The organism is Candidatus Chlorohelix allophototropha (genome assembly GCF_030389965.1).
Classification (GTDB): domain Bacteria; phylum Chloroflexota; class Chloroflexia; order Chloroheliales; family Chloroheliaceae; genus Chlorohelix; species Chlorohelix allophototropha.
The window spans coordinates 1,790,061-1,808,815 of the sequence record NZ_CP128400.1 but is presented as its reverse complement, the minus strand read 5'-3'; the positions used below and the strand labels follow the sequence as shown (position 1 = coordinate 1,808,815).

At 47.0% G+C, this 18,755-nt stretch carries 16 protein-coding genes; 1 reads left to right on the top strand and 15 read right to left on the bottom strand.

What is annotated here, in order from left to right; translation table 11 throughout:
* Nucleotides 1-116: 116 nt before the first annotated feature.
* From OZ401_RS20345 to OZ401_RS20335, 3 genes are read right to left on the bottom strand one after another with little or no spacing between them, the layout of a single operon-like run.
* Entirely contained in the window at nucleotides 117-1,376 is a 1,260-nt protein-coding gene (locus OZ401_RS20345; protein WP_341470355.1) for a copper resistance CopC/CopD family protein, read from the bottom strand.
* A 6-nt stretch (nucleotides 1,377-1,382) separates the two neighbouring features.
* Entirely contained in the window at nucleotides 1,383-2,678 is a 1,296-nt protein-coding gene (locus tag OZ401_RS20340; protein WP_341470354.1) for an MFS transporter, read from the bottom strand.
* A 26-nt stretch (nucleotides 2,679-2,704) separates the two neighbouring features.
* Nucleotides 2,705-3,118 (bottom strand): MarR family winged helix-turn-helix transcriptional regulator, encoded by a 414-nt coding sequence (locus OZ401_RS20335; protein ID WP_341470353.1) that lies wholly within the window; start codon nucleotides 3,116-3,118, stop codon nucleotides 2,705-2,707.
* A gap of 494 nt (nucleotides 3,119-3,612) precedes the next feature.
* On the opposite strand from OZ401_RS20335, the gene OZ401_RS20330 reads away from it, so the two are divergent.
* Nucleotides 3,613-4,164 (top strand): MarR family winged helix-turn-helix transcriptional regulator, encoded by a 552-nt coding sequence (locus OZ401_RS20330; protein ID WP_341470352.1) that lies wholly within the window; start codon nucleotides 3,613-3,615, stop codon nucleotides 4,162-4,164.
* 82 nt (nucleotides 4,165-4,246) lie between these two features.
* Here OZ401_RS20330 and OZ401_RS20325 read toward each other — a convergent pair whose 3' ends face one another.
* From OZ401_RS20325 to OZ401_RS20270, 12 genes are all read right to left on the bottom strand, one after another.
* Nucleotides 4,247-5,791 carry a TadA family conjugal transfer-associated ATPase gene (locus tag OZ401_RS20325; RefSeq protein WP_342399007.1) on the bottom strand — a complete coding sequence of 515 codons (1,545 nt, stop codon included), beginning with the start codon at nucleotides 5,789-5,791 and terminating at the stop codon, nucleotides 4,247-4,249.
* Nucleotides 5,792-5,842: 51 nt separating this feature from the next.
* Nucleotides 5,843-7,174, bottom strand: a complete 1,332-nt coding sequence (locus tag OZ401_RS20320) for an ATP-binding protein (RefSeq protein WP_341470351.1) — start codon at nucleotides 7,172-7,174, stop codon at nucleotides 5,843-5,845.
* Between the two features lie 208 nt (nucleotides 7,175-7,382).
* Nucleotides 7,383-7,952, bottom strand: coding sequence for a DNA-3-methyladenine glycosylase I (locus OZ401_RS20315; RefSeq protein WP_341470350.1), 570 nt, complete (start codon nucleotides 7,950-7,952; stop codon nucleotides 7,383-7,385).
* Nucleotides 7,949-8,638: a response regulator gene (locus tag OZ401_RS20310; RefSeq protein WP_341470349.1), complete on the bottom strand. Its 690-nt coding sequence runs from the start codon at nucleotides 8,636-8,638 to the stop codon at nucleotides 7,949-7,951. Before OZ401_RS20310 ends, OZ401_RS20315 begins: the two co-directional genes overlap by 4 nt.
* Nucleotides 8,631-9,626: a sensor histidine kinase gene (locus OZ401_RS20305; protein WP_341470348.1), complete on the bottom strand. Its 996-nt coding sequence runs from the start codon at nucleotides 9,624-9,626 to the stop codon at nucleotides 8,631-8,633. The genes OZ401_RS20310 and OZ401_RS20305 overlap by 8 nt, the downstream gene beginning before the upstream one ends.
* A gap of 200 nt (nucleotides 9,627-9,826) precedes the next feature.
* The gene (locus OZ401_RS20300; protein WP_341470347.1) at nucleotides 9,827-10,759 is read right to left on the bottom strand and encodes an L-lactate dehydrogenase; all 933 of its coding nucleotides are present in this window, start codon (nucleotides 10,757-10,759) and stop codon (nucleotides 9,827-9,829) included.
* Between the two features lie 121 nt (nucleotides 10,760-10,880).
* The gene (locus OZ401_RS20295; protein WP_341470346.1) at nucleotides 10,881-12,011 is read right to left on the bottom strand and encodes a DUF362 domain-containing protein; all 1,131 of its coding nucleotides are present in this window, start codon (nucleotides 12,009-12,011) and stop codon (nucleotides 10,881-10,883) included.
* A gap of 139 nt (nucleotides 12,012-12,150) precedes the next feature.
* Complete coding sequence (locus OZ401_RS20290; protein WP_341470345.1) at nucleotides 12,151-12,888, bottom strand: SDR family oxidoreductase; 738 nt, start codon at nucleotides 12,886-12,888, stop codon at nucleotides 12,151-12,153.
* Nucleotides 12,889-12,890: 2 nt separating this feature from the next.
* Complete coding sequence (locus OZ401_RS20285) at nucleotides 12,891-14,222, bottom strand: FAD-binding oxidoreductase (RefSeq protein WP_341470344.1); 1,332 nt, start codon at nucleotides 14,220-14,222, stop codon at nucleotides 12,891-12,893.
* Nucleotides 14,223-14,279: 57 nt separating this feature from the next.
* Nucleotides 14,280-15,305, bottom strand: a complete 1,026-nt coding sequence (locus OZ401_RS20280; protein WP_341470343.1) for a lysylphosphatidylglycerol synthase transmembrane domain-containing protein — start codon at nucleotides 15,303-15,305, stop codon at nucleotides 14,280-14,282.
* 296 nt (nucleotides 15,306-15,601) lie between these two features.
* A complete protein-coding gene (locus tag OZ401_RS20275) occupies nucleotides 15,602-17,122 on the bottom strand; it encodes an IS4 family transposase (protein ID WP_341470342.1) in 1,521 nt (506 codons plus the stop codon).
* 188 nt (nucleotides 17,123-17,310) lie between these two features.
* Nucleotides 17,311-18,642, bottom strand: a complete 1,332-nt coding sequence (locus tag OZ401_RS20270) for an IS4 family transposase (protein ID WP_341470341.1) — start codon at nucleotides 18,640-18,642, stop codon at nucleotides 17,311-17,313.
* Nucleotides 18,643-18,755: the final 113 nt, after the last annotated feature.

Here is an 18,755-nt window from a genome sequence, read left to right as displayed (position 1 = left end):
CTTATTTTTGGTTTATTGTAGCATAAACCCGGAAAGCATTCAGGTATTGTGCATAATTGCTCTGCCCCTTATCGCCCCGCCTGAGTAATTACTTTTCCTAGCTAAAGTCCTGTTGATTAACCGACCGGAAGCGATACCAGCAAGCCCACTATAAACAAAATAGAAGCGAGGGTTAGCCCTTCCACCAACCACCAACGCCAGCGCAATGACAGGTTGGCGCGTATTCCTGCAAAGGCGATGAGAACCGCCACAACAAAAACAAGCAGCTTTAAAATCAAGGTCTTGCCGTAGTTTGTCTCAAGCAGATTTTCAAGCCGATATGTTTGGAGAATACTGCTGGCAATTCCGGTTGTCACCAAAACCAGCAAAGCAAGGGCGGCTAACCTTCCAAAACGCTTGATTATATACTGGCGTTGCGAGGCTATCTCCGGCAATCGCCAAAGAGCAATCAGCGTAAAAAGTCCGCCTACCCATACGCCCATCGCTAAAAGATGGAATGTATTGATAGCCAGTCCGGCTACCCCGAAATTAATTGCATGGCTGGCTTGTCCATTTGCCACCGCTAATACAATTCCGGTTAGGATAATCGCGCTGCTCGCTGCCCTATTTCCTTGTCTCGCCACGCTAACCAGTACCCATAGCAGTAGGGCAGCCCCCAATCTTTGCCCCAAGACACGCCCAAAATTTGAGGCTAAGATATCGCCAATGGTTGTACTGTCGAAAAGCTGAGATTCATCGAGGCTGGCGCTCTGACCTAATAACGCCAGCGGTTCTGCCACTATCAGCAATAATATTCCTGAATTTACAAGTCGCCATATTATCTTTTCTGCTTGTTCTGTTCGGTTTTTAAGCGCGAAAAGTCCGAAAACTACCGGGAAAAAGCCGAGGGCATAGCCGAGAAAGTGCAACCAGCGTGAAAAGGTTTGCAAGCCTAAGCCTAGCAATGACACCGCGCCAAATTCCGCCGAACTTCCCGCTAGCCTTGAGCTTTGATTACCCACGCTAAAGCTGAAACTGCCCCGCACCGGATGCGTATCTTCGGATATAACTTGCCAAACCACCCGGTAGGTGCCATTTTGATCGAGCTTTACAGGAATCGTAACTTTTTGCCCCTCGATTACAGGCGCAGCTATTTCAATTTTAGTACCGGAGGGGGAGAAAACGGTCACACCGGGGCGAATCAGCCGAATCGGTTCGCTGAACCAGATGTTAATCGTAGCAGGGGCAGTGGCGAGAATTGAACCATCGGCAGGGTCAGAGCGAAGAAAGCCGGAATGTGCGTTTGCCACATTTACCCGGCAAATGCCAAATAGCAATACTAGCCCGATAAAAGTGGCAATACTGAATTTTAAGCGTACATTTCCGGCTTTAAGCAATTTAAATCAAGCCGCCTGATTCGATGCTTCTGAAAGGGTTGTCGGGGTTTTTCCTGACTTGTGCCCAATCCGGATTACTAGACCAGAGGCAACCAGCGATAAAAGACCTGCCAGCAAAAAACTAACCTGATAATCGCCCAAAATTGTGTAAAGCGCACCTGCCCCAAAAGAAGCAAAAGCCGCGCCGAGTTGATGAGCGGCGAAAATCCAGCCAAAAATCACCGGGGCGCTGGCTTTGCCAAAAATATCGGCGGTTAAGCGAACGGTGGGTGGTACAGTAGCGACCCAATCCAGCCCATAAAATACGATAAATACTGCCAGTGAAAGAAAGCCTGTGCCTAACGCATAGGGCAAGAACAGTAACGAGAGACCTCGCAAGCCGTAGTACCACGCCAACAATACGCGATTATCAACCCGGTCTGAGAGCCAGCCTGAGGCGGTGGTTCCGATAATATCAAAGACCCCGATAAGGGCAAGCAAACTGGCAGCAGTTACTTCCGGGATGCCGTGATCCATCGAGGCGGGAATCAGATGTGTGCCGATAAGCCCATTGGTGGTAGCGCCACAGATAAAGAAACTGCCGGAAAGAAGCCAGAAATCGCGCGAACGCAAGCCCCGCAACAAGCCGTTTATAGCGTTTGCAAAAGGGTTTCCGGTGCTTCTTTCTGGTTCTACTGCATCCGGTTCAGCCCCGTAAGCTTTTAAGCCTTTGTCGGAAGGGCGATTGCGCATGAATATGGCGACTATCGGAAATAAGATAATTATTGCGGTTAGGGTAGTCCAAGATGCTGCCCTCCAGCCAAACGTGGTAATCAGGGTTGCCAGCAGCGGTAGAAATACCAGTTGCCCGGTAGCATTGCTGGCAGTCATAATGCCTAGCACCAACCCGCGCTGTTTCACAAACCAACGGTTAGTTACAAAGGCTGCCAACACTGTAGCAGTTGCTCCGGTGGATATACCGACCATTATACCCCATAAAATATACAGTTGCCACGGTTCGGTCATAACGGTAGTCAATAATAAAGCGCAGGCAATTGTGCCAAAGGCAATCAACATCACCCGTCTTACGCCAAATCTATCCATCAAAGCGGCAGCGAAAGGCCCAAACAAACCAAAAAGAACTAGGTTAATGGCGATTGCCAGCGAAACTGTTGCCCTATCCCAATGAAAATCCTCGCCCAATGGAACGAGCAGCACCCCCGGAGTTGAGCGAATACCGGCAGTTGTGAGCAGTGTCAGGAAGGTAATAATTGCTATGACCCAAGCATAGTGAAATCGGGGCGATGCCGCTCTATCTTTCATTAAAATTATCCTTATTAATAACGAGTTTAAATATCAAATTGCTGCAAGCTATCCAGTAAAAGTAGCAGTTCGGTGTTACCTTTGTCCCCTAGCGTTTCTCGAACTTTTTGCTGTGCCTTTTCCCAATAAGGGCGCGCTTCTTCAATTTTCAAACGACCTTGCTCAGTCAAAGAGACCTTGTTTCCGGCTTCACCTTTTATATGGCTGATGCTAATATACCCGGCTGCTTGTAATATTTTCAGATTTCGCAAAAGGGTGGTGCGCTCTAGATATAGCTCATCGGCTAATTCGGTTAGATTTGAATTCGGCGCTCGTAAAATATTAGCGAGCAGCGAGTATTGGGTAACGGGTATCCCTATCGGTGCTAGTTCATCATCATAAAGACGGGTAAGAATTCGGGATGCCCTACGCAAGTTTATACAAAAGCAAGTTGATTTCATAACTACTACCTATACATAAAGTGTATCTACACATTTATTGCAAAGATACCATAAGAATTATGTTCCTGTCAAACTCAAAAAGGGCTGTAACTATTCACCTGCCTACCCCCTCAAGGGGGAAAGGAGAGAGGAGTTCAAGGGGACACCCCTTGCGACCCCGCACAGGGATTGCACCCCTGAGAACCCCGCTCGGATTCGTTAGTTCGCTCAAGGAGGGAAGAGGAGAGAGGAGGTCAAGGGGACACCCCTTGCCACCCCCGCTCGGATTCGTTCTAAAATTCAGGGGGAGATTCGAAGTGGTTCAGCATCCAAATCGCAGCAATGGCTTTTTTGACCCTGCCTGAGTTGCTGCTCTTAATTTTTAATTTGCGATGTGTAATTGACAAGACAAATGGCTCTAGCCTATAGTTGTCATTACATCGCTTGTTTCCACTCTTTTCGAGAGTTAGTAAAATTGCTCCTAATGTTTGAGAGTAAGGCTAGAGTAGGTGAAGATGCCAGCAGCAAACCCGCAAACACAGGAACCTGATACGCCAAAACCAGAACAATTGCTTGCTAATGAGGATAGGCAACGTCGTTGCGCTCAGGAAGTTTTGACCATCATTCCACTACTTCGCCGTATAATCCAACGCGAACGAGATGGTTCAGAATTGCCGATAACTTTGCAGCAATATTCTGTTTTGAAAGTGTTGCATCAGCAACAATACTTGATCAGTGAACTGGCAGATATTTTTAAGGTTAGTCGCCCTACCATGACTCGTATAATCGACGGTCTAGAGGGGAGACATCGTAATAATGATCAGTCTGCAAAAAGTAAAGCTCCCCGCCGCTTGAAATTGGTAGAACGGGTGGATAGCCCTGATGACCGCCGTCTGGTTTATGCCCGAATTACGAGTGAAGGTGAAGCGGTAGTACGTCGCTATCACTCTAAGGCTGAGGAAAGCGTTACTTCGATTCTGAATCAGATAACCGGTGATGAATTTGAGGCAATTGAGAAAGCAATGAATACGCTTCGCCGTTCGCTTGAGCAGAGTGGCGATTTATAGATGCTTTAAAGTTGATTCTATGAGCCAAAAAAAATGCCCCTGTCCAGTGGTGGATAGGGGCAATACAATTTCTGAAAAGCAGTTATTTTTTCTGGTTTCTTTCGCTTCCCGGAAGCTTCCCACCGAACATAGAGGGTGGCAACTTGTACCCAATCAGGCTTAGCTTTGGTTCGAACTTTGGTCGTAAGCCTGTTGGCTTCAAAGCTCCTGCTACTTTGCCGTTGTCATCGCCTTCTTCGTCCCACATAAAGATATCTTGCAAAACTATATTTTCGCCTTCCATACCTTGGATTTCGGTAACAGCGGTGACCTTACGAGTTCCATCACGCAAACGAGATTGTTGGATAATCAAGTTTATTGCGCTTGCCATTTGCTCACGAATAACCTTAAGCGGCAAATCCATGCCAGCCATCAAGCACATAGTCTCAACGCGCCGGGTAGCATCGCGAGGGGTATTGGCATGGAGGGTGGTTAGCGAACCATCGTGTCCGGTATTCATTGCTTGGAGCATGTCGAGCGCTTCACCACCACGGCACTCTCCTACTACAATACGGTCGGGGCGCATACGCAAAGAGTTACGCACTAGGTCACGAATGGTAACTTCAGAAGTTCCATCCACATCCGGTTTCTTGGTTTCAAGCCGCACCACGTGACGTTGCATTAATTGCAATTCGGCGGCATCCTCAATCGTTACAATGCGTTCTGTTTCAGGAATAAAGCTACTAAGTACGTTCAATAAGGTGGTTTTACCAGAACCAGTACCACCGGATACCACAATGTTCAAACGCGCTTTAACGCAGGCTTCAAAAAACTTTGCCATATCTGCTGTAACAGAGCCAAAGTTGATCAGGTTTTCAATGGTCAAAGGCTTTTTGTTGAACTTGCGGATAGTGATACTTGGTCCGTCAATAGAGCAGGGCGGGATTACTGCATTGACGCGGCTACCATCGGGCAAGCGGGCATCTACCATCGGAGATTTGCGGTCAATACGCCGTCCTAGAGGAGCGATAATGCGATTGATAATACGCATCACATGCTCATCGTTCTCGAAAGTGATATTGCTTTCCAATAAGCGTCCGCGCTGTTCGATGTAAATCAGCTTTGGTCCGTTCACCATAATTTCTGTGACTGATTCGTCTCCTAGCAATTGCTCAAGCGGACCGAAACCGACCATTTCTGCCAGCACTTCGTCAAATAGTATTTTTTGCTGTTCTTGTGGCAGGTTAAGTTGAAGCTGATCGTAAACCAGCTTGAATTTTGTAGCCAACTCGCGGGTGGTTTTTTCATCGCGGTTCAGCACCGTGTTTGTGCCGATGCTTGATTGAATCCGAGTTACAATCTGATTTCGGAACTCGCGTAATTTCTCACGGTCAACCACAATTCCAGCCATACCCATTCCCGGTATCATACTACCGGAAGTCGGTGGCGGCGCTACGGAAGTCGCACCTGGTATTGTTGAATTGGTCACTATATTGCCGGGAATAGAAGCGAAAGGCGGCGGTGGCGGCGGGTTTCCTTGCGCCGGAGCGCTAGGAGGAGGCACAGCCTGTGCGGGAGGAGGTGGTAATGGACCTGATTCTCCGGGACGACCTTCCGGGGTAGGACCCCCAACTCTTTTCAAAAGCATAAATTAAAACTCCCTTACGATTATATCTTCTAATACCAGCAGCAATATGACTTATAGCTCAACAAAATAACTCGCAACTGCCTGGTCAATTAAATCTTTCGTTAGTGTAGCGGGTGCACCCAGATAAGAAGAAATACCCAAAATTTGCTTTAACAGATCGCGTGGGTGACAGTTTCTCAACTCACGCCGGGCTTTTACGTAGTGTTCTTTCAGCAGATACACTGCCCCTTCATCCGTGAAACTAACCTTTAGTTCCTCGCATTGGCGACGCAAGATTTCGCGATATTCTTCATAGGTGGGATTGCGCACTTCAATTTTATTTTGGATACGGCGCAAGAAAGCTTCATCAACCAAATCTCGCGGTGCAAGGTTGGTTGAGAATACGATTAGTTCATCAAAAGGCACTTCGATTTTCTTGCCGGTACGTAGGGTTAAAAAGTCCATACGCTTTTCCAACGGTACAATCCAGCGGTTTAAGAGGTCGCGAGGGCGCATTTGCTGGCGACCAAAGTCATCAATCAGGAACATCCCGTTATTGGATTTTAACTGGAAGGGCGCTTCATAGTATTTGGAAGTATCGTCCCAAATCAAGTCGAGGCTACCTAGCGACAACTCACCACCGACTACGATAACAGGTCTTTTACATAAGACCCAACGGGAATCAAGTTTTCTATCTAGGCTTGAGTTATCGTAGTTATTCCGTTGATCTCCAGAAACTACATGCAAGTTCTGGTCAAACACCTTGATAACAAATCCATCAGCCTCCATAGCGTATGGAATATAGACATCGCCGCCTAGCAAACGTGCCACATGCTCACTGAGGAGCGTTTTGCCGTTTCCTGCCGGTCCGTATAAGAACATGCTACGCCCGGTGTTGATGGCGGGTCCGATAGAATCTACAATATCGTTACCTACCACCATATCCAAAAGCGCTTCACGCACTTGTTGTGGTCCTACATGAATATCACCAAAGGTTTGCGCCTTGATTATCTTGCGATATTGGTCTAGCGAGACGGGGGCAGGTCCTACATAGGACGAGTGGTTTATGACTTCGAGGGCACGCTGTACCCCCTTTGGGGTTAGCACATATTGGTAAGCTGACTCTCCTAGCCCTTCGCTACCACCGATGTCAATAATCTCCGCTTTTCGCAACTGGTTTATAACAGGTTCAACTACACCAAAGTAGGGCAACTTAATTGTTTCTGCCATTTTCTGAGCAGAAATAATAGTAATTTGGTAGATTAATTTAATAACTAAATCGCCGATTATTCGCTGTGAAATCTCAGTTTCCTGAATATTAGTGGGTTCAGAAATTAATCTTTCAACATTTCTAAGGCGAGAATCAAAATTTCTGGCGTTAGGGTAGTTGTTAAGCATAGACATTAAGTATGCTAACCTCCAGTTACTTCTTCAGGTTGTTTGTACATGTTGGCAACATGTTTCCAGAGTAGTAGCCTTTGACAGGCTATATTCCCAATTGTTTATTATAAAGATATGTTAACTCAGACCCATAGATTTGTAAATAACCATTTTGTCCGGTAAAAGTTATAACAAATAGTAACTCTTTTATTTGGCGCTTGGAAATATTGAGTTAGACCTGTTCATGACGAAAGCAATCGGTTAAGTGGTCGTTTACCATGCCTATTGCTTGCATATAAGCGTAACAAATGGTGCTGCCCACAAACTTAAATCCGCGTTTTTGCAAATCTTTGCTGAGTATATCGGATTGTGGGGTATAGGGTGGTATCTCGGAGAGGCTTTTAAAGTTGTTCTTGCGCGGTGTTGAGTTTACAAGTCCCCAAATATATTTGTCAAAAGAGCCAAACTCTCGTTGTACTTCAATGAATTTTTTTGCATTAATTATAGTTGCTTCTATTTTCAGGCGGTTACGGATTATGCCCGGATTCAGCAGCAGCCTCTCCACATCTGAAGCTGAAAAGTTAATCAGCTTTTCTGCTTCGAAGTTTGAGAAAACTTCTCGGTAATTTGCACGTTTTTGCAACACCGTGTTCCAACTCAACCCCGCTTGTACCCCTTCCAGTATCAGAAACTCGAAAAGCTTCTGATCATCATGAAGCGGTACGCCCCACTCGGTATCGTGATATTCCACCATCAGAGGGTTGGTGTTTGCCCAACTACAACGCACTAACAGTTCACTCATCGCTGTTTAGACTCGGCTTTCAAGATAATCTGCGCGGCTTGCGCTCGGTTGTGTAGGTGTAATTTTGCCAGAATATTGCGCAGATGATTCTTTACAGTATATTCGCTGATGTTAAGTATCACTGCGATTTCTTTATTGGTGGCTCGTTCGGCAACGAGTTTTAATACTTCCTTTTCGCGTAGGGTAAGTTGTTCAATTGCATCTGTAGCGCTGGTCTGTTCCGGCTGAGTTTGCGGCGTTGCAGCGTTGTTCTGATTTTGACGCGAAAATTCGCGCAACAGACGGGCTGCCATCAGGCGCGAGATTGGGGCTTCTCCGCTACCAATGCCCCGCAACATTTCCACTATTTCAGCCGCTCTAATATTTTTCAGCAAATAACCCTGTGCGCCATTTTTAATTGCCTGAAATAGTATTTCTTCTTCTTCGCTAACTGTTAGCATGATTATCTTGATATAGGGCATTTCGTTTGAGATGGCGCGGGTAGCATCCAACCCATTCATAATGGGCATGTCAACGTCCATAAACACCACATCCGGCATCAACTCACGGGCTTTAATTAATGCTTCCTGCCCATTTGAGGCTTGCCCAAGCACTTGCAAATCATTTTGCGAACTTAACAGGCTGGCGAGTCCCTCTCTAAAGAGTACGTGATCATCTACCAACAAAATCCGTAGTGTTTCAGCCATTTAGCCCATACCCTACTTTCCGTCGATTTGCTTCTAAACATGTAAAAGGTAGTGGCAAGCTAATTTTGACAACAGTTCCGTTATCCGGTTCACTTAAAACTTCGAGTGTGCCACCTAGGCTTTCAACTCTCTCTCTCATAATTATCTGTCCGAAATGTTGTCCCTCGGAGTGGAAACTACGGGTATCAAAGCCGCAACCGTTATCGTTGATTGTAACAGTTATCGGGCGGAGAGGGTCGCTAGCGCCACCGCTATCTGCCGCACCGTCCTTGAAATTGGTGAGTCGCAAGCGCAAGACCGCGCTGGTAGCTTTTGAATGTTTGCGTATATTGCTTAAAGATTCCTGAATAACCCGTGCCAGTTGGAGTCTGGTGCTAGAGGGGAAGAGCTTTTCAATATTGTTATCATCAAATCCTTCCAAATCCAACCGCGTTTTTATATCGGTGTTATCGGTGAATTTTTCCAGCATTTCGCTCAAAACAGTGATAAAATCGCGCTGTTCCAATACCTCCGGGCGTAATCCGCTGATAACCTCACGCACATCACCATAAGCCTCATTGCAGGCATTGCGCAATTGTTCCAATTCTTTTTCCGCGCCCGGTATATTTCCTGCTTGCAAATGCGCTTCTGCTACATCAGCTTTAAGCAAGGCACATGCCAGCAATTGCGCCACCCCATCGTGAATTTCGCGGGATAAGCGCCCGCGTTCTTCCAAAACGGCTAATTCCTTAACACGTTTATTGAGAGCTTCGAGTTTCTGGTTTTGCCGTTCCAACCGCGTTTGAAAATTACTAATCCAGCCGAATACTAATTGAGAGAAGACAAAGGAGATGAATAGCACTAAAAGCGCGGCAACTACGTTGCCCGTATCCATATCCATATAATCATGGATTACAGAGTGGCGCACAAATTCGTAAACCAGCACCAGTAATGGAGGGATTAATACACTGCTCCATTTGGCAACAGCCAGCTTTTTTTTGTTGTTCATCAACTCTTCACCGCACGCAAAATCTACTACAAAAACGTTCTATTACGGAAATTGAATGTTATTTATTATTTCCAATAATAGCAAATAATTTCTTTAATGGAATAACCTAGCAAGCAACAGTTTTGTAATGTTCTTGAAAGGTGGCAGGTTTTCACAATGGGGTGAAAACCTGAACGCTCGCATTGCGTTATTTTCGAGGATTACAAGGTTTTAGCGGCAAGCTCACCTAGCACTTGTGCGCTATGCCTGAAACCCTCTAATTCTTTCTCATTCAAAGGTAAGGTAAGGGTGGCGGTTATACCTTTGCGACTGACCACCATTGGCAAACTCAGGCAGACATCTTTTATTCCATATTGTCCGGTCATTACATTAGAAACCGAAAAAGCGGTACTTTGGTCACGTAGAATCGCTTCGGTTACTCGTAAAAGACCGGAAGCGATCGCGTAATAGGTTGAGCCTTTGCGGTTGATAATTTCGTAGGCGGCAGTACGCACCTGCTGGAAAATATCCTCCATATCGTTCAGGTCATATTCCTTGCCGAGTTGTTTTGCCACATCTGCCAGTGGCACTCCCGCAATTGAGGCGCAACTAAAGGCAGGTACTTCGCTATCGCCATGTTCGCCGATAATGTAGGCATGCACACTGCGAGGGTCAACCCCGTAATATTCACCTAGCAGATAGCGAAATCGGGCTGTATCGAGGATAGTACCGCTGCCCACTACTCGTTCGGGCGCAAATTCCGAATATTTGATAGCGGCTTGGGTCATTATATCCACCGGGTTGGTGGCAATTACCATAATTGCCTCTGGTGCAGCTTTCGCCACTTGCGGTATCATGTCGCGGAAAATTGCAGCGTTGCGTTGCACCAAATCGAGGCGGGTTTCGCCCGGTCTTTGCGCTGCGCCCGCGCTGATTACCACCACTTCACTGCCCTTGATGTCGGCATAATCGCCCACCTCAACTTGGCAAGGATGCTCAAAAGGCATGGCATGGTTTAGATCCATCATTTCGCCTTCGGCACGCATGTGGTTGGCATCTACCAATAGCATTTCAGACGCTAGTCCCGAATTTAGCAAACGGTAGGCAAAGCTTGCGCCTACCATGCCTGTGCCTAGCACAGTTACTTTCGCCATTATTTTCTCCTATCCAATAGCCGGAATACCGACTTTAACCCTACTTATATATCGCTTACTGCACAAACTTTAACATCAACCCACCTACTTTTCAAGGCAATTTCTCGAACCCGCTTCTCGTTTATACCCCTGCGCCTGCCAACGGTTCGGCTAGACTCCCTTTTTGGAGATAGTCATTGAACAGATTGCCCCAAGTGGTTTCTTCTTTCCACTTTTCAAATGTCAGGCGATCTTTGCGGGGCCAGCGATAGTAATCATGGTACATCTCACTCCCCAGAATAAATACATTTACCAACGGGGTGTGGAAAAAGAGCTTTTGAAAACGCTTCATCGGACCAAACCACATTAGGTCGCCCACCCGACTCGCGCCGTTATCCCCTACCGTGAAGCCCCAATTTTCACGCGAAATGTCCGCGCCTACTATCTCGATTTCGCTCATCTCGCCCACGCCCAACCCACTTTCATGCGCCAAGCGAATGTATTTAAGGCTCATAGGGTCGAAGCCCATCATTTTGGCAGCAACCGCATCTATCGCCACCTGATCGTCTGAGGCAAGAATGTAATCCTTGATAACCGGATACATCGTGCGCGGTCCCGGTCCGTTTCCGGCGGTAGTGCCATCCATTACGGCGAAGATGCCGGGATGAATCTCTTTTTGGATTGCCAGCAAATCCACCAGCGTTTCATGAATCCATGTATGAGTATAGTGGCGATGCGTACTCAGCAAGCCCCCGAAAGCGTTTTTCATTGCTCCGGTGGTGGTGGTATAGATGTGGCATTTCACCGTTGGCAAGTGGATGATGTTCTTGCCGAAGAAGTAATCGGGGATGTGGATTCCTTCCGGGAAGATTTTATCCAGCACCAACATTTTTGCTTTGGGCTGGTAGCGCACCCAGTTTATATCCTCCGGCTTGAAATTGTACAGCACCGGGATATTGTATTTTCTGAAAAGCGGCACATAGTTATTGAGGTCTTCACCTTTGAAGGCGTTGGTCACTACCGTTTTGTTCTGCACGCAGGAAATATCTTTAAAACCTGCTTTGCGCAAAGCTACAGTAACCCCTTCCATTTGCCACGGCGTGGTGTTTGCGCCGGGGAAGGGGAAGTGCCAACTAATATTATCCTTCAAGATGGTGGTATTCTCGCGAGGTAAATGCTGCTCGAAATCAGCCAGCTTCATTAACTGCTCGTAATCTTCGAGAACGGTTTCAGGTCGTGATTTGAGTACAGCCACTTTAGCGCGTTTAGCCATTAAATGCTCCTTTCATTGCGGGAAAGTTACCCTAAATTCGGCAAATCCGGCAAACGCTAAAACTTTCATACTAAATAAGGAGAAGATTTGAATCTTCTCCTTGCATTTTACTCCATATTTTGTAACAGTAAAAATCGGATTAAAGCTTGAGGCGTTTGAAGACAGGTTCAGGCACATGCTTGATAATCAGCATAATCAGTTGCCAGAAGCGCGGGGTGTATAGCACATCCTTGCCCTTTTGCATCGCGCTGAAAATATCGCCGCCTACTTTTCCCGCGTTGGCAAAGAGCAAGCCCTTTTTCAGGTGTGCGGTCATCGGCGTATCCACGAAACCGGGCTTGATGGTCAGCACCGCTACACCGGATTTGGCAAGGCGATTGCGTAGCCCTTGCAGGAAGGTATTCACGCCGCCTTTAGCCGCACCATATACATAATTGCTCTGCCGCCCTCGGTCGCCAGCCACCGAGGAGATTACAGCAATGCAACCTCGTTTTTGCTTCTCAAAATGGTTGGCAAGGATAGTAAGTAGCGAGATAACGCTTACACAGTTATTGTTAAATTCGCGGAGGGCTACTTCAACACTTGCTTCGCCAGCTTTTTGGTCGCTAAGTGTGCCATGCGCGATAAGTACCGCGTCCAAACCATCGAGAGCGGAAATGGCTTTGCTCACCAATTCAGCGTGGCGTGAATTGTCGGAGAGGTCAAGCACAAGGCTTTCTACCTGTTTTGCGCCTCTAACCTTTAAATCTTGGCAAACTGTTTCCAGCTTTTCAGGGTTGCGCCCCACCAGAAATAACTGCGCCCCCTCGCGTGCGAAAAGCTTGGCGGTTTCGTGAGCTATTGCCGAAGTTGCGCCTAATATCAGAACTTTGTTCATCTTTATCCTTTGATATGTCCGGGGGAGGTTACTCTCCGCCAGAAACTGGATGAGAATTTAGGGTCGATGTACTGCTCAAACTCTCGCCAATTCGGGTAATATTGCTGGAAGCTTTCCGCGCTCATCCGGGCATCTTTGGCAGGATACACCACGCCAGCGTTGCGCCTTACTGTGCCATCCAAATCTTCCAGAAGTCGCAAAGTTTTATCTCCGTGAAAGGCGAAATCCAGCGCGAGGGTAACGCCCGGACGTGGGAAAGAAAGCATTCCCGGTGATTTTATATGCCCAAACTCTTTCAGAACTGCCAAAAATGAGCCTTCGCCCGAATCGCTGATACGTCCTAGAATCTCACGGATAGCGCGGTGATTGTCGCTGCTCGGAATTACAAATTGGTATTGCAGGAAACCGCGTTTGCCGTAGAGCTTGTTCCAGCGGTCAACTTTATCGAGCGGGTAAAAGAAAGGGTCATAGGGTACGGTTTTAATGCGCCGCTTTTGCAGATGGATATGGTAGAAGGTGGTGTTAAAAGCCTTCATTGTTAGCCCGTTTAACAGAAACTCAGGGGCATCTAGCGGCACTGTACCGGGCAGTTTCTTGTTTACCGCCTCTTTGGATTGATATTTCGATTGGTTGTGGTTGCCGCGCATGAATACGCCACGCCCAAGATTCTTTCCGGTGGCAATGCAATCTACCCACGATACGGTATATTCAAAATCGCGGTCGGATTGCGCCGAAATCTCGAAAAACTCCTCGATATTTTCAAAGCGGATTTCTTCCACATCAATCATGGCGTTCTGGATGGGTTTGAGCTTAAATTCAGCCCACAAGATTACACCTGTTAATCCCAACCCGCCGATGGTAGCTTGGAAATATTCTAGGTTAGAAGTGGGCGAGCAGATGAAACGCTCCCCGTTAGAGCGCAAAAGCTCGAACTGCGTGACGTTGCACCCGAAAGTGCCCCCCCGATGGTGGTTTTTGCCATGTATATCGTTAGCGATTGCGCCGCCCACCGATACGAATTTAGTACCGGGAGTGACGGGTAAAAACCAGCCTCTTGGTACAATTACTTCGAGGATTTCTGCCAGCGAAACGCCTGCCTCACAGCGCAAAAGTCCGTTTATTTCATCAAAGCAGAGGAAGCGGTTTAGCCCGGAGGTATCCAGCAAAACCCCTCCTTCATTCAAGCAGCTATCGCCATAGCTACGCCCAAAACCGTAAGGCAAGAGCGATTTGGAAGAAAAATTCAGGTCGGCTATTTCATCCTGCCAGAAAACAGGCTTTACTGTCTCCGGCTTTGCTGAAGGGTAGCGACCCCATGATTCATATTTTTGCATTATTAAGACTTAAGACCTCAACTTTATATTACACAGGCGCGAACAATCCTGCCCGTTTTATAACGCTTCTAACGCGCTCGGCGTTTCGGGCGACTCATTTTGTTTATTCTGAGGCTTCTGGAAACGCTCTCTAAAAATAAAGAGAATGGCAATTCCCAGCAATACCCCAAACCAGAGCGTGCAAAGACGTATCAGGAAGGTTGCGGCGGCAGCTACCCCACCTGTCACACCTTTCACCAGCAACGCTAGCAACCCACCGATTGAGCCATCCGCCACGCCCAAACCGCCCGGCAAAAATGAAAGCGTTCCTGCCAAACTTGCCGCTGCCATGATGAAAACGCAAGCCAGCAAAAGGTCGAAATCCGCCTTTTGCCCCAACCCCAACATTACCAGATAGAAGGCAAAACACTCCCCAAGCCAGCCCACAATTGACATCAGCAATGCTATTACCAGCACTTGCGGCTTGAACAGCCTGTAACTGCTATCATAGAAGGTTTGAAGGTGATGGATACGTTTGCTCAAAAAACCTATACGCCCTAGCGCCATCAGAAGCTTGTTTGCCAGCCAACGCCATTGCACTAGAAGAAATAACGCCAGCGAACCAAGAAAGACCAGCAACATTGCCAGCCTGAAAATGTCATTATCGAACACAAAAAAGCCGGTACAGGAGAGTACCAGCATAGCCAGTCCATCGTTAAACCGTTCGGCTACTACAATGGGAGCGGTAACCATTATCGGCGTGCCGTTTAGCCTTTGAATCAGAAAGCTCTTAAGCACTTCGCCCAACTTGCCGGGGGTGACTGCCATTGACATGCTGCCAAAACTGACAATTGCGCTTTCGAGGGGCGTTATTTTTTCTGCACCGCCGCCCACTACTTTAAGATAATAGTGTTGCCGCAGAAAGCGAATCACATAATTGGTAAAGGTGCATAAGAGGATTGGAATCAGTACCCACCACTGGAATTGCTTCAGTGCATCCAGCGTTTTGTTTAAATCTCCGATGATGGCAATGAGAACCCAAACTAGGATTCCCAATAGCATAGAGATAAAAAGTTTGCCACGAACCTTCGAAAGTTGTTCCAAGAGCTAACCTCTAAAAATGTAGAGCAGTGCCACGCAAGAGCAAACTCACAGAAATATGCTCATCAATTCTTCAGTTATATTTTACGGTGCGTATTATAGCATTTTTAGCGCGTTATTTCGGACGCATGCTCTTAAATAATCTTTAATGGTTTTTAATGAAAAAAATATTGTAACTATTCACCCCCTACCCCCCTCAAGGGGGAAAAGAGAGAGGGTGAGTTCAAGGGGACACCCCTTGCGACCCCGCACAGGGGTTGCACCCATAGGCGTATAGTTAAGCCTTTCACAAGTTAAAATCAGGCAACTTTGCATATTAGTGTAAGGTCGGGAGCATGTAGCTCGCGGGTGCTTAACTGAATTTGGCTAATCTGTTGGTAACTAGTGAGGCGATCTGCTCTTTTCTCTTTCAAACTATAGCGGCCCCATCTTTTCCTGAGCTTTTTAATCAATTTCTTTACTTTCTTGTCTTTACCTCTCAGCAAGGCTTTGCCCAGCCTTACGATTTCTGTACCTAAGGTCTGAAGCGCTTTCGTTAGGCTCAACTCCCGCGTTGTCTTTATGAGCGCCTGCAATATAAGGGGCTTCGCCCTGCCTAACTTCGCTTTGTCCGTTTCTTGCCATTGACGGTTGCTTTCTCCTCCTGATGATCCCACCAGTGCTTCCACCAAGTTGGTTTCTTCCGCTTCCCCCATTTCTTCACTCCCTGCTACTCCCCAACTCAAATAGATCAGCAGGGTGTAGCCAATTAACCGGGCATAGATTTCGCACCATACCCGGCTCAATTTCTTGTTGCCGCTCTGTGCTAGTCCCAAACCACTTTTCCAGAGCTTAAAAAGTAACTCGATTTGCCAGCGCAAGTGATAGACTATACCCACCTGATAACCACTTAACAGGCTCTCGTGCACATTCGTTAGATACAAGTTCCAGCGTAACCGCTTAGCTGTCGCGGCACTCAACTCCCGCCCTTTGAGTTGGCTAACCTTTTTCGCTTGCGCCAACCGCTGGAGATAAGCTTCTTGCGGTAGCACTTGTGCCACTACCCGTAACTTCAACCGTTCTTTTTGCCCTACTTCCACTCTTAACTCTATTACTGTTCCTGCGCAGGTACCTCCTCTGCGCCTTAATTCCGACCCTAAAGCCAGGGGCTGGTTACTCCCCTGCTCATACAAATGCACCTTGGGGGGCAAGCGGCTCACAAAATAATGAGCTGCCATCAGCCGTTTTAGCCGTTCCAGGGTGCAATAACCCAAATCAAACAGTACCAAACTGCCTTCCGGTAATTTTTCCAACTTATCTTCAAAGCTCTGATCTGGTTCCAGCGCCGCTTGTGCCGTCACAACCTCCACTTGCTGCTGCAAATAATCATAGGTTATTTGTAACTTCATACCGGCTTTGCCAGCCTGTCCACCACTGGCAGGCTGACTATCCGCCAGTTTGTTAGCTAGCCCTATATGAGTGCTATCTATCAGGTACACTCCTCTAAAAGGTTCAAACAGTTCCAACCACAAACCTTCTCGCTGCTGCCACACTTGTAGCGCTTCTTCGAATAGCAAGCGTAAAAACTCCACTGTCACTGAGGTTAAGCGTTGGCTCAACCCCGAGCGGGTGACATTTACACCGAATTGTTGGGCTATTTGGCTCAATTGGTTAAGGCTGGCGCCGGGCTGGCTCATAAAGCCTGTTACCAACACCAGTGCCAAAATTGTCCCTGTGATTTTCGAGCTGCGTTTGTTCACTCCTTGCTCGTTCGCTAGTGCTTTGGCTCGTTCCCCAAATATTTTTTGCAAAGCTCCAACTATTTCGTCTATACTAGGCATGTGAGTTTCCTTTGGTTTTGTAGTAAGAGTTGAAGAGTCTTACATCTTACCAGAGGAACTCACCTCTTTCTATTTGTGATTCTCTTAACTATACGCTTATGGGTTGCACCCCTGAGCACCCCGCTTGGATTCCCTCAAGGGGGAAAAGAGAGAGGGTGAGTTTAAGGGGACACCCCATCAGTTACAAGTTAAGAAATTAAAGGGAAAGTCAAATCAGGTTTAGGTCTGGGTCTTGGACGTTTGACAATCCCTAAAAGTTTGGCATTAGTGGCCAAATACTGAACCACACTAACTTCTAGCCCTCTAGCCCTCACACGGCTTATATGACCCAGCCCCAGATATACCATTTCTACCGAAATTCGGCTCAAAGGCAGTTCCAATTCCTCCGCCACCTCATCACTCAAATCAATCAAGACACTGTACATTAACCAGGTTGTCCATAACTGTAATAATATGGCGTTTTGGCTACTGCCATAAAAATAAGCTAAGCCCAGCAACCGTTTTACCGTTTTGAAGGCATCCTCTATCCGCCAGCGTTGCCGATATAGTTCGGCGATTTGAGTGCCACTTAACCGCTCTAGCTCCAGCACATTGGTGACATAACTGTACCATTTACCCGCATATTCTATTTCCACTTGCCTTAATATTAACGGTTGCCTAGCCGCATCTTTCACTTGTATTAGCCATTCACGCTGCCCCTCTCTCCAGCTTAACTTCTGGAGAACTTGATGCACCATTCTGCTCTTGACCCGACTGATAAAGTATTTGCCTTCTGAGCTTAACTGAGCGTATCGCCCATAATTCATGAAGCCTAAATCGAACAGCAGTAAAGCTCCACTGGGCAGGCTTTCACAAATTTGTTCCCACCAGTTCTGTTCGTGGCAGTAACTATCCTCCTCATACCATACTTGGGTAGGTAATTGACTACGCAAGTCTAACATTGCTAACATTCGCCCACCTAATACCGTCTGCTCAGTTTCCCGTAACAAACCCACTTTCTTTATCAAGGCATCCAAACTGGAAGCGTCCACTGCCACTATCTGTTTGAACTCAGCCAGTCCCTTTTGCAACTCTTTCGGGAGGGGACGTTGGCGAGCTTGGCTACGTTTTTGTACTTCTGGCAAGACCTCCCTTAAAATACTTTCAAATAGACTAGCGGGCAACTCTCGCAAACGTTCACTCACGGCTTGCTGGCTTACTTTAAGGGCTGGTTGCCACAGTTGTCCGTACTGATTAAGTTCTCTAACCGCGGCACTGACCGAACCCAATTGTCGCCAGATTAGACTAATCAGGAAACAAACCATTACTGGTAGGGTGAGGGTACGGCAACGTAAGCCTAAGCTTTGATAATGCTGCGTCAGATTTAGAATTGCTGGTTCGATCAACTGATTGAGCAGTTGCTCTATTTCCTGCTCGGTTGGGGCGGGGACGGGTCGTTTTGAGCGCTCCAACATTATTGCTCTGGTCTGACGTGAATGGCTCGTTTTGGTATTCTTTTTATTATTATTTTGGGTACTCATACCTCAAATTATAAGCTATTTTGCTTCTTTTTTGCTTGACAATCCTTTAGAACCCTTAACTTGTAACCTATGGGGACACCCCTTGCGACCCCGCACAGGGGTTGCACCCCTGA

What these genes read in the sequence shown, in the direction of transcription:
- OZ401_RS20335 (WP_341470353.1), bottom strand. Translation starts at nt 3,118, where the DNA reads ATGAAATCAACTTGCTTTTGTATAAACTTGCGTAGGGCATCCCGAATT.
- OZ401_RS20320 (WP_341470351.1), bottom strand. Translation starts at nt 7,174, where the DNA reads ATGTCTATGCTTAACAACTACCCTAACGCCAGAAATTTTGATTCTCGC.
- OZ401_RS20300 (WP_341470347.1), bottom strand. Translation starts at nt 10,759, where the DNA reads ATGGCGAAAGTAACTGTGCTAGGCACAGGCATGGTAGGCGCAAGCTTT.
- OZ401_RS20275 (WP_341470342.1), bottom strand. Translation starts at nt 17,122, where the DNA reads ATGCCTAGTATAGACGAAATAGTTGGAGCTTTGCAAAAAATATTTGGG.
- OZ401_RS20325 (WP_342399007.1), bottom strand. Translation starts at nt 5,791, where the DNA reads ATGCTTTTGAAAAGAGTTGGGGGTCCTACCCCGGAAGGTCGTCCCGGA.
- OZ401_RS20340 (WP_341470354.1), bottom strand. Translation starts at nt 2,678, where the DNA reads ATGAAAGATAGAGCGGCATCGCCCCGATTTCACTATGCTTGGGTCATA.
- OZ401_RS20270 (WP_341470341.1), bottom strand. Translation starts at nt 18,642, where the DNA reads ATGAGTACCCAAAATAATAATAAAAAGAATACCAAAACGAGCCATTCA.
- OZ401_RS20310 (WP_341470349.1), bottom strand. Translation starts at nt 8,638, where the DNA reads ATGGCTGAAACACTACGGATTTTGTTGGTAGATGATCACGTACTCTTT.
- OZ401_RS20285 (WP_341470344.1), bottom strand. Translation starts at nt 14,222, where the DNA reads ATGCAAAAATATGAATCATGGGGTCGCTACCCTTCAGCAAAGCCGGAG.
- OZ401_RS20315 (WP_341470350.1), bottom strand. Translation starts at nt 7,952, where the DNA reads ATGAGTGAACTGTTAGTGCGTTGTAGTTGGGCAAACACCAACCCTCTG.
- OZ401_RS20295 (WP_341470346.1), bottom strand. Translation starts at nt 12,011, where the DNA reads ATGGCTAAACGCGCTAAAGTGGCTGTACTCAAATCACGACCTGAAACC.
- OZ401_RS20330 (WP_341470352.1), top strand. Translation starts at nt 3,613, where the DNA reads ATGCCAGCAGCAAACCCGCAAACACAGGAACCTGATACGCCAAAACCA.
- OZ401_RS20305 (WP_341470348.1), bottom strand. Translation starts at nt 9,626, where the DNA reads ATGAACAACAAAAAAAAGCTGGCTGTTGCCAAATGGAGCAGTGTATTA.
- OZ401_RS20290 (WP_341470345.1), bottom strand. Translation starts at nt 12,888, where the DNA reads ATGAACAAAGTTCTGATATTAGGCGCAACTTCGGCAATAGCTCACGAA.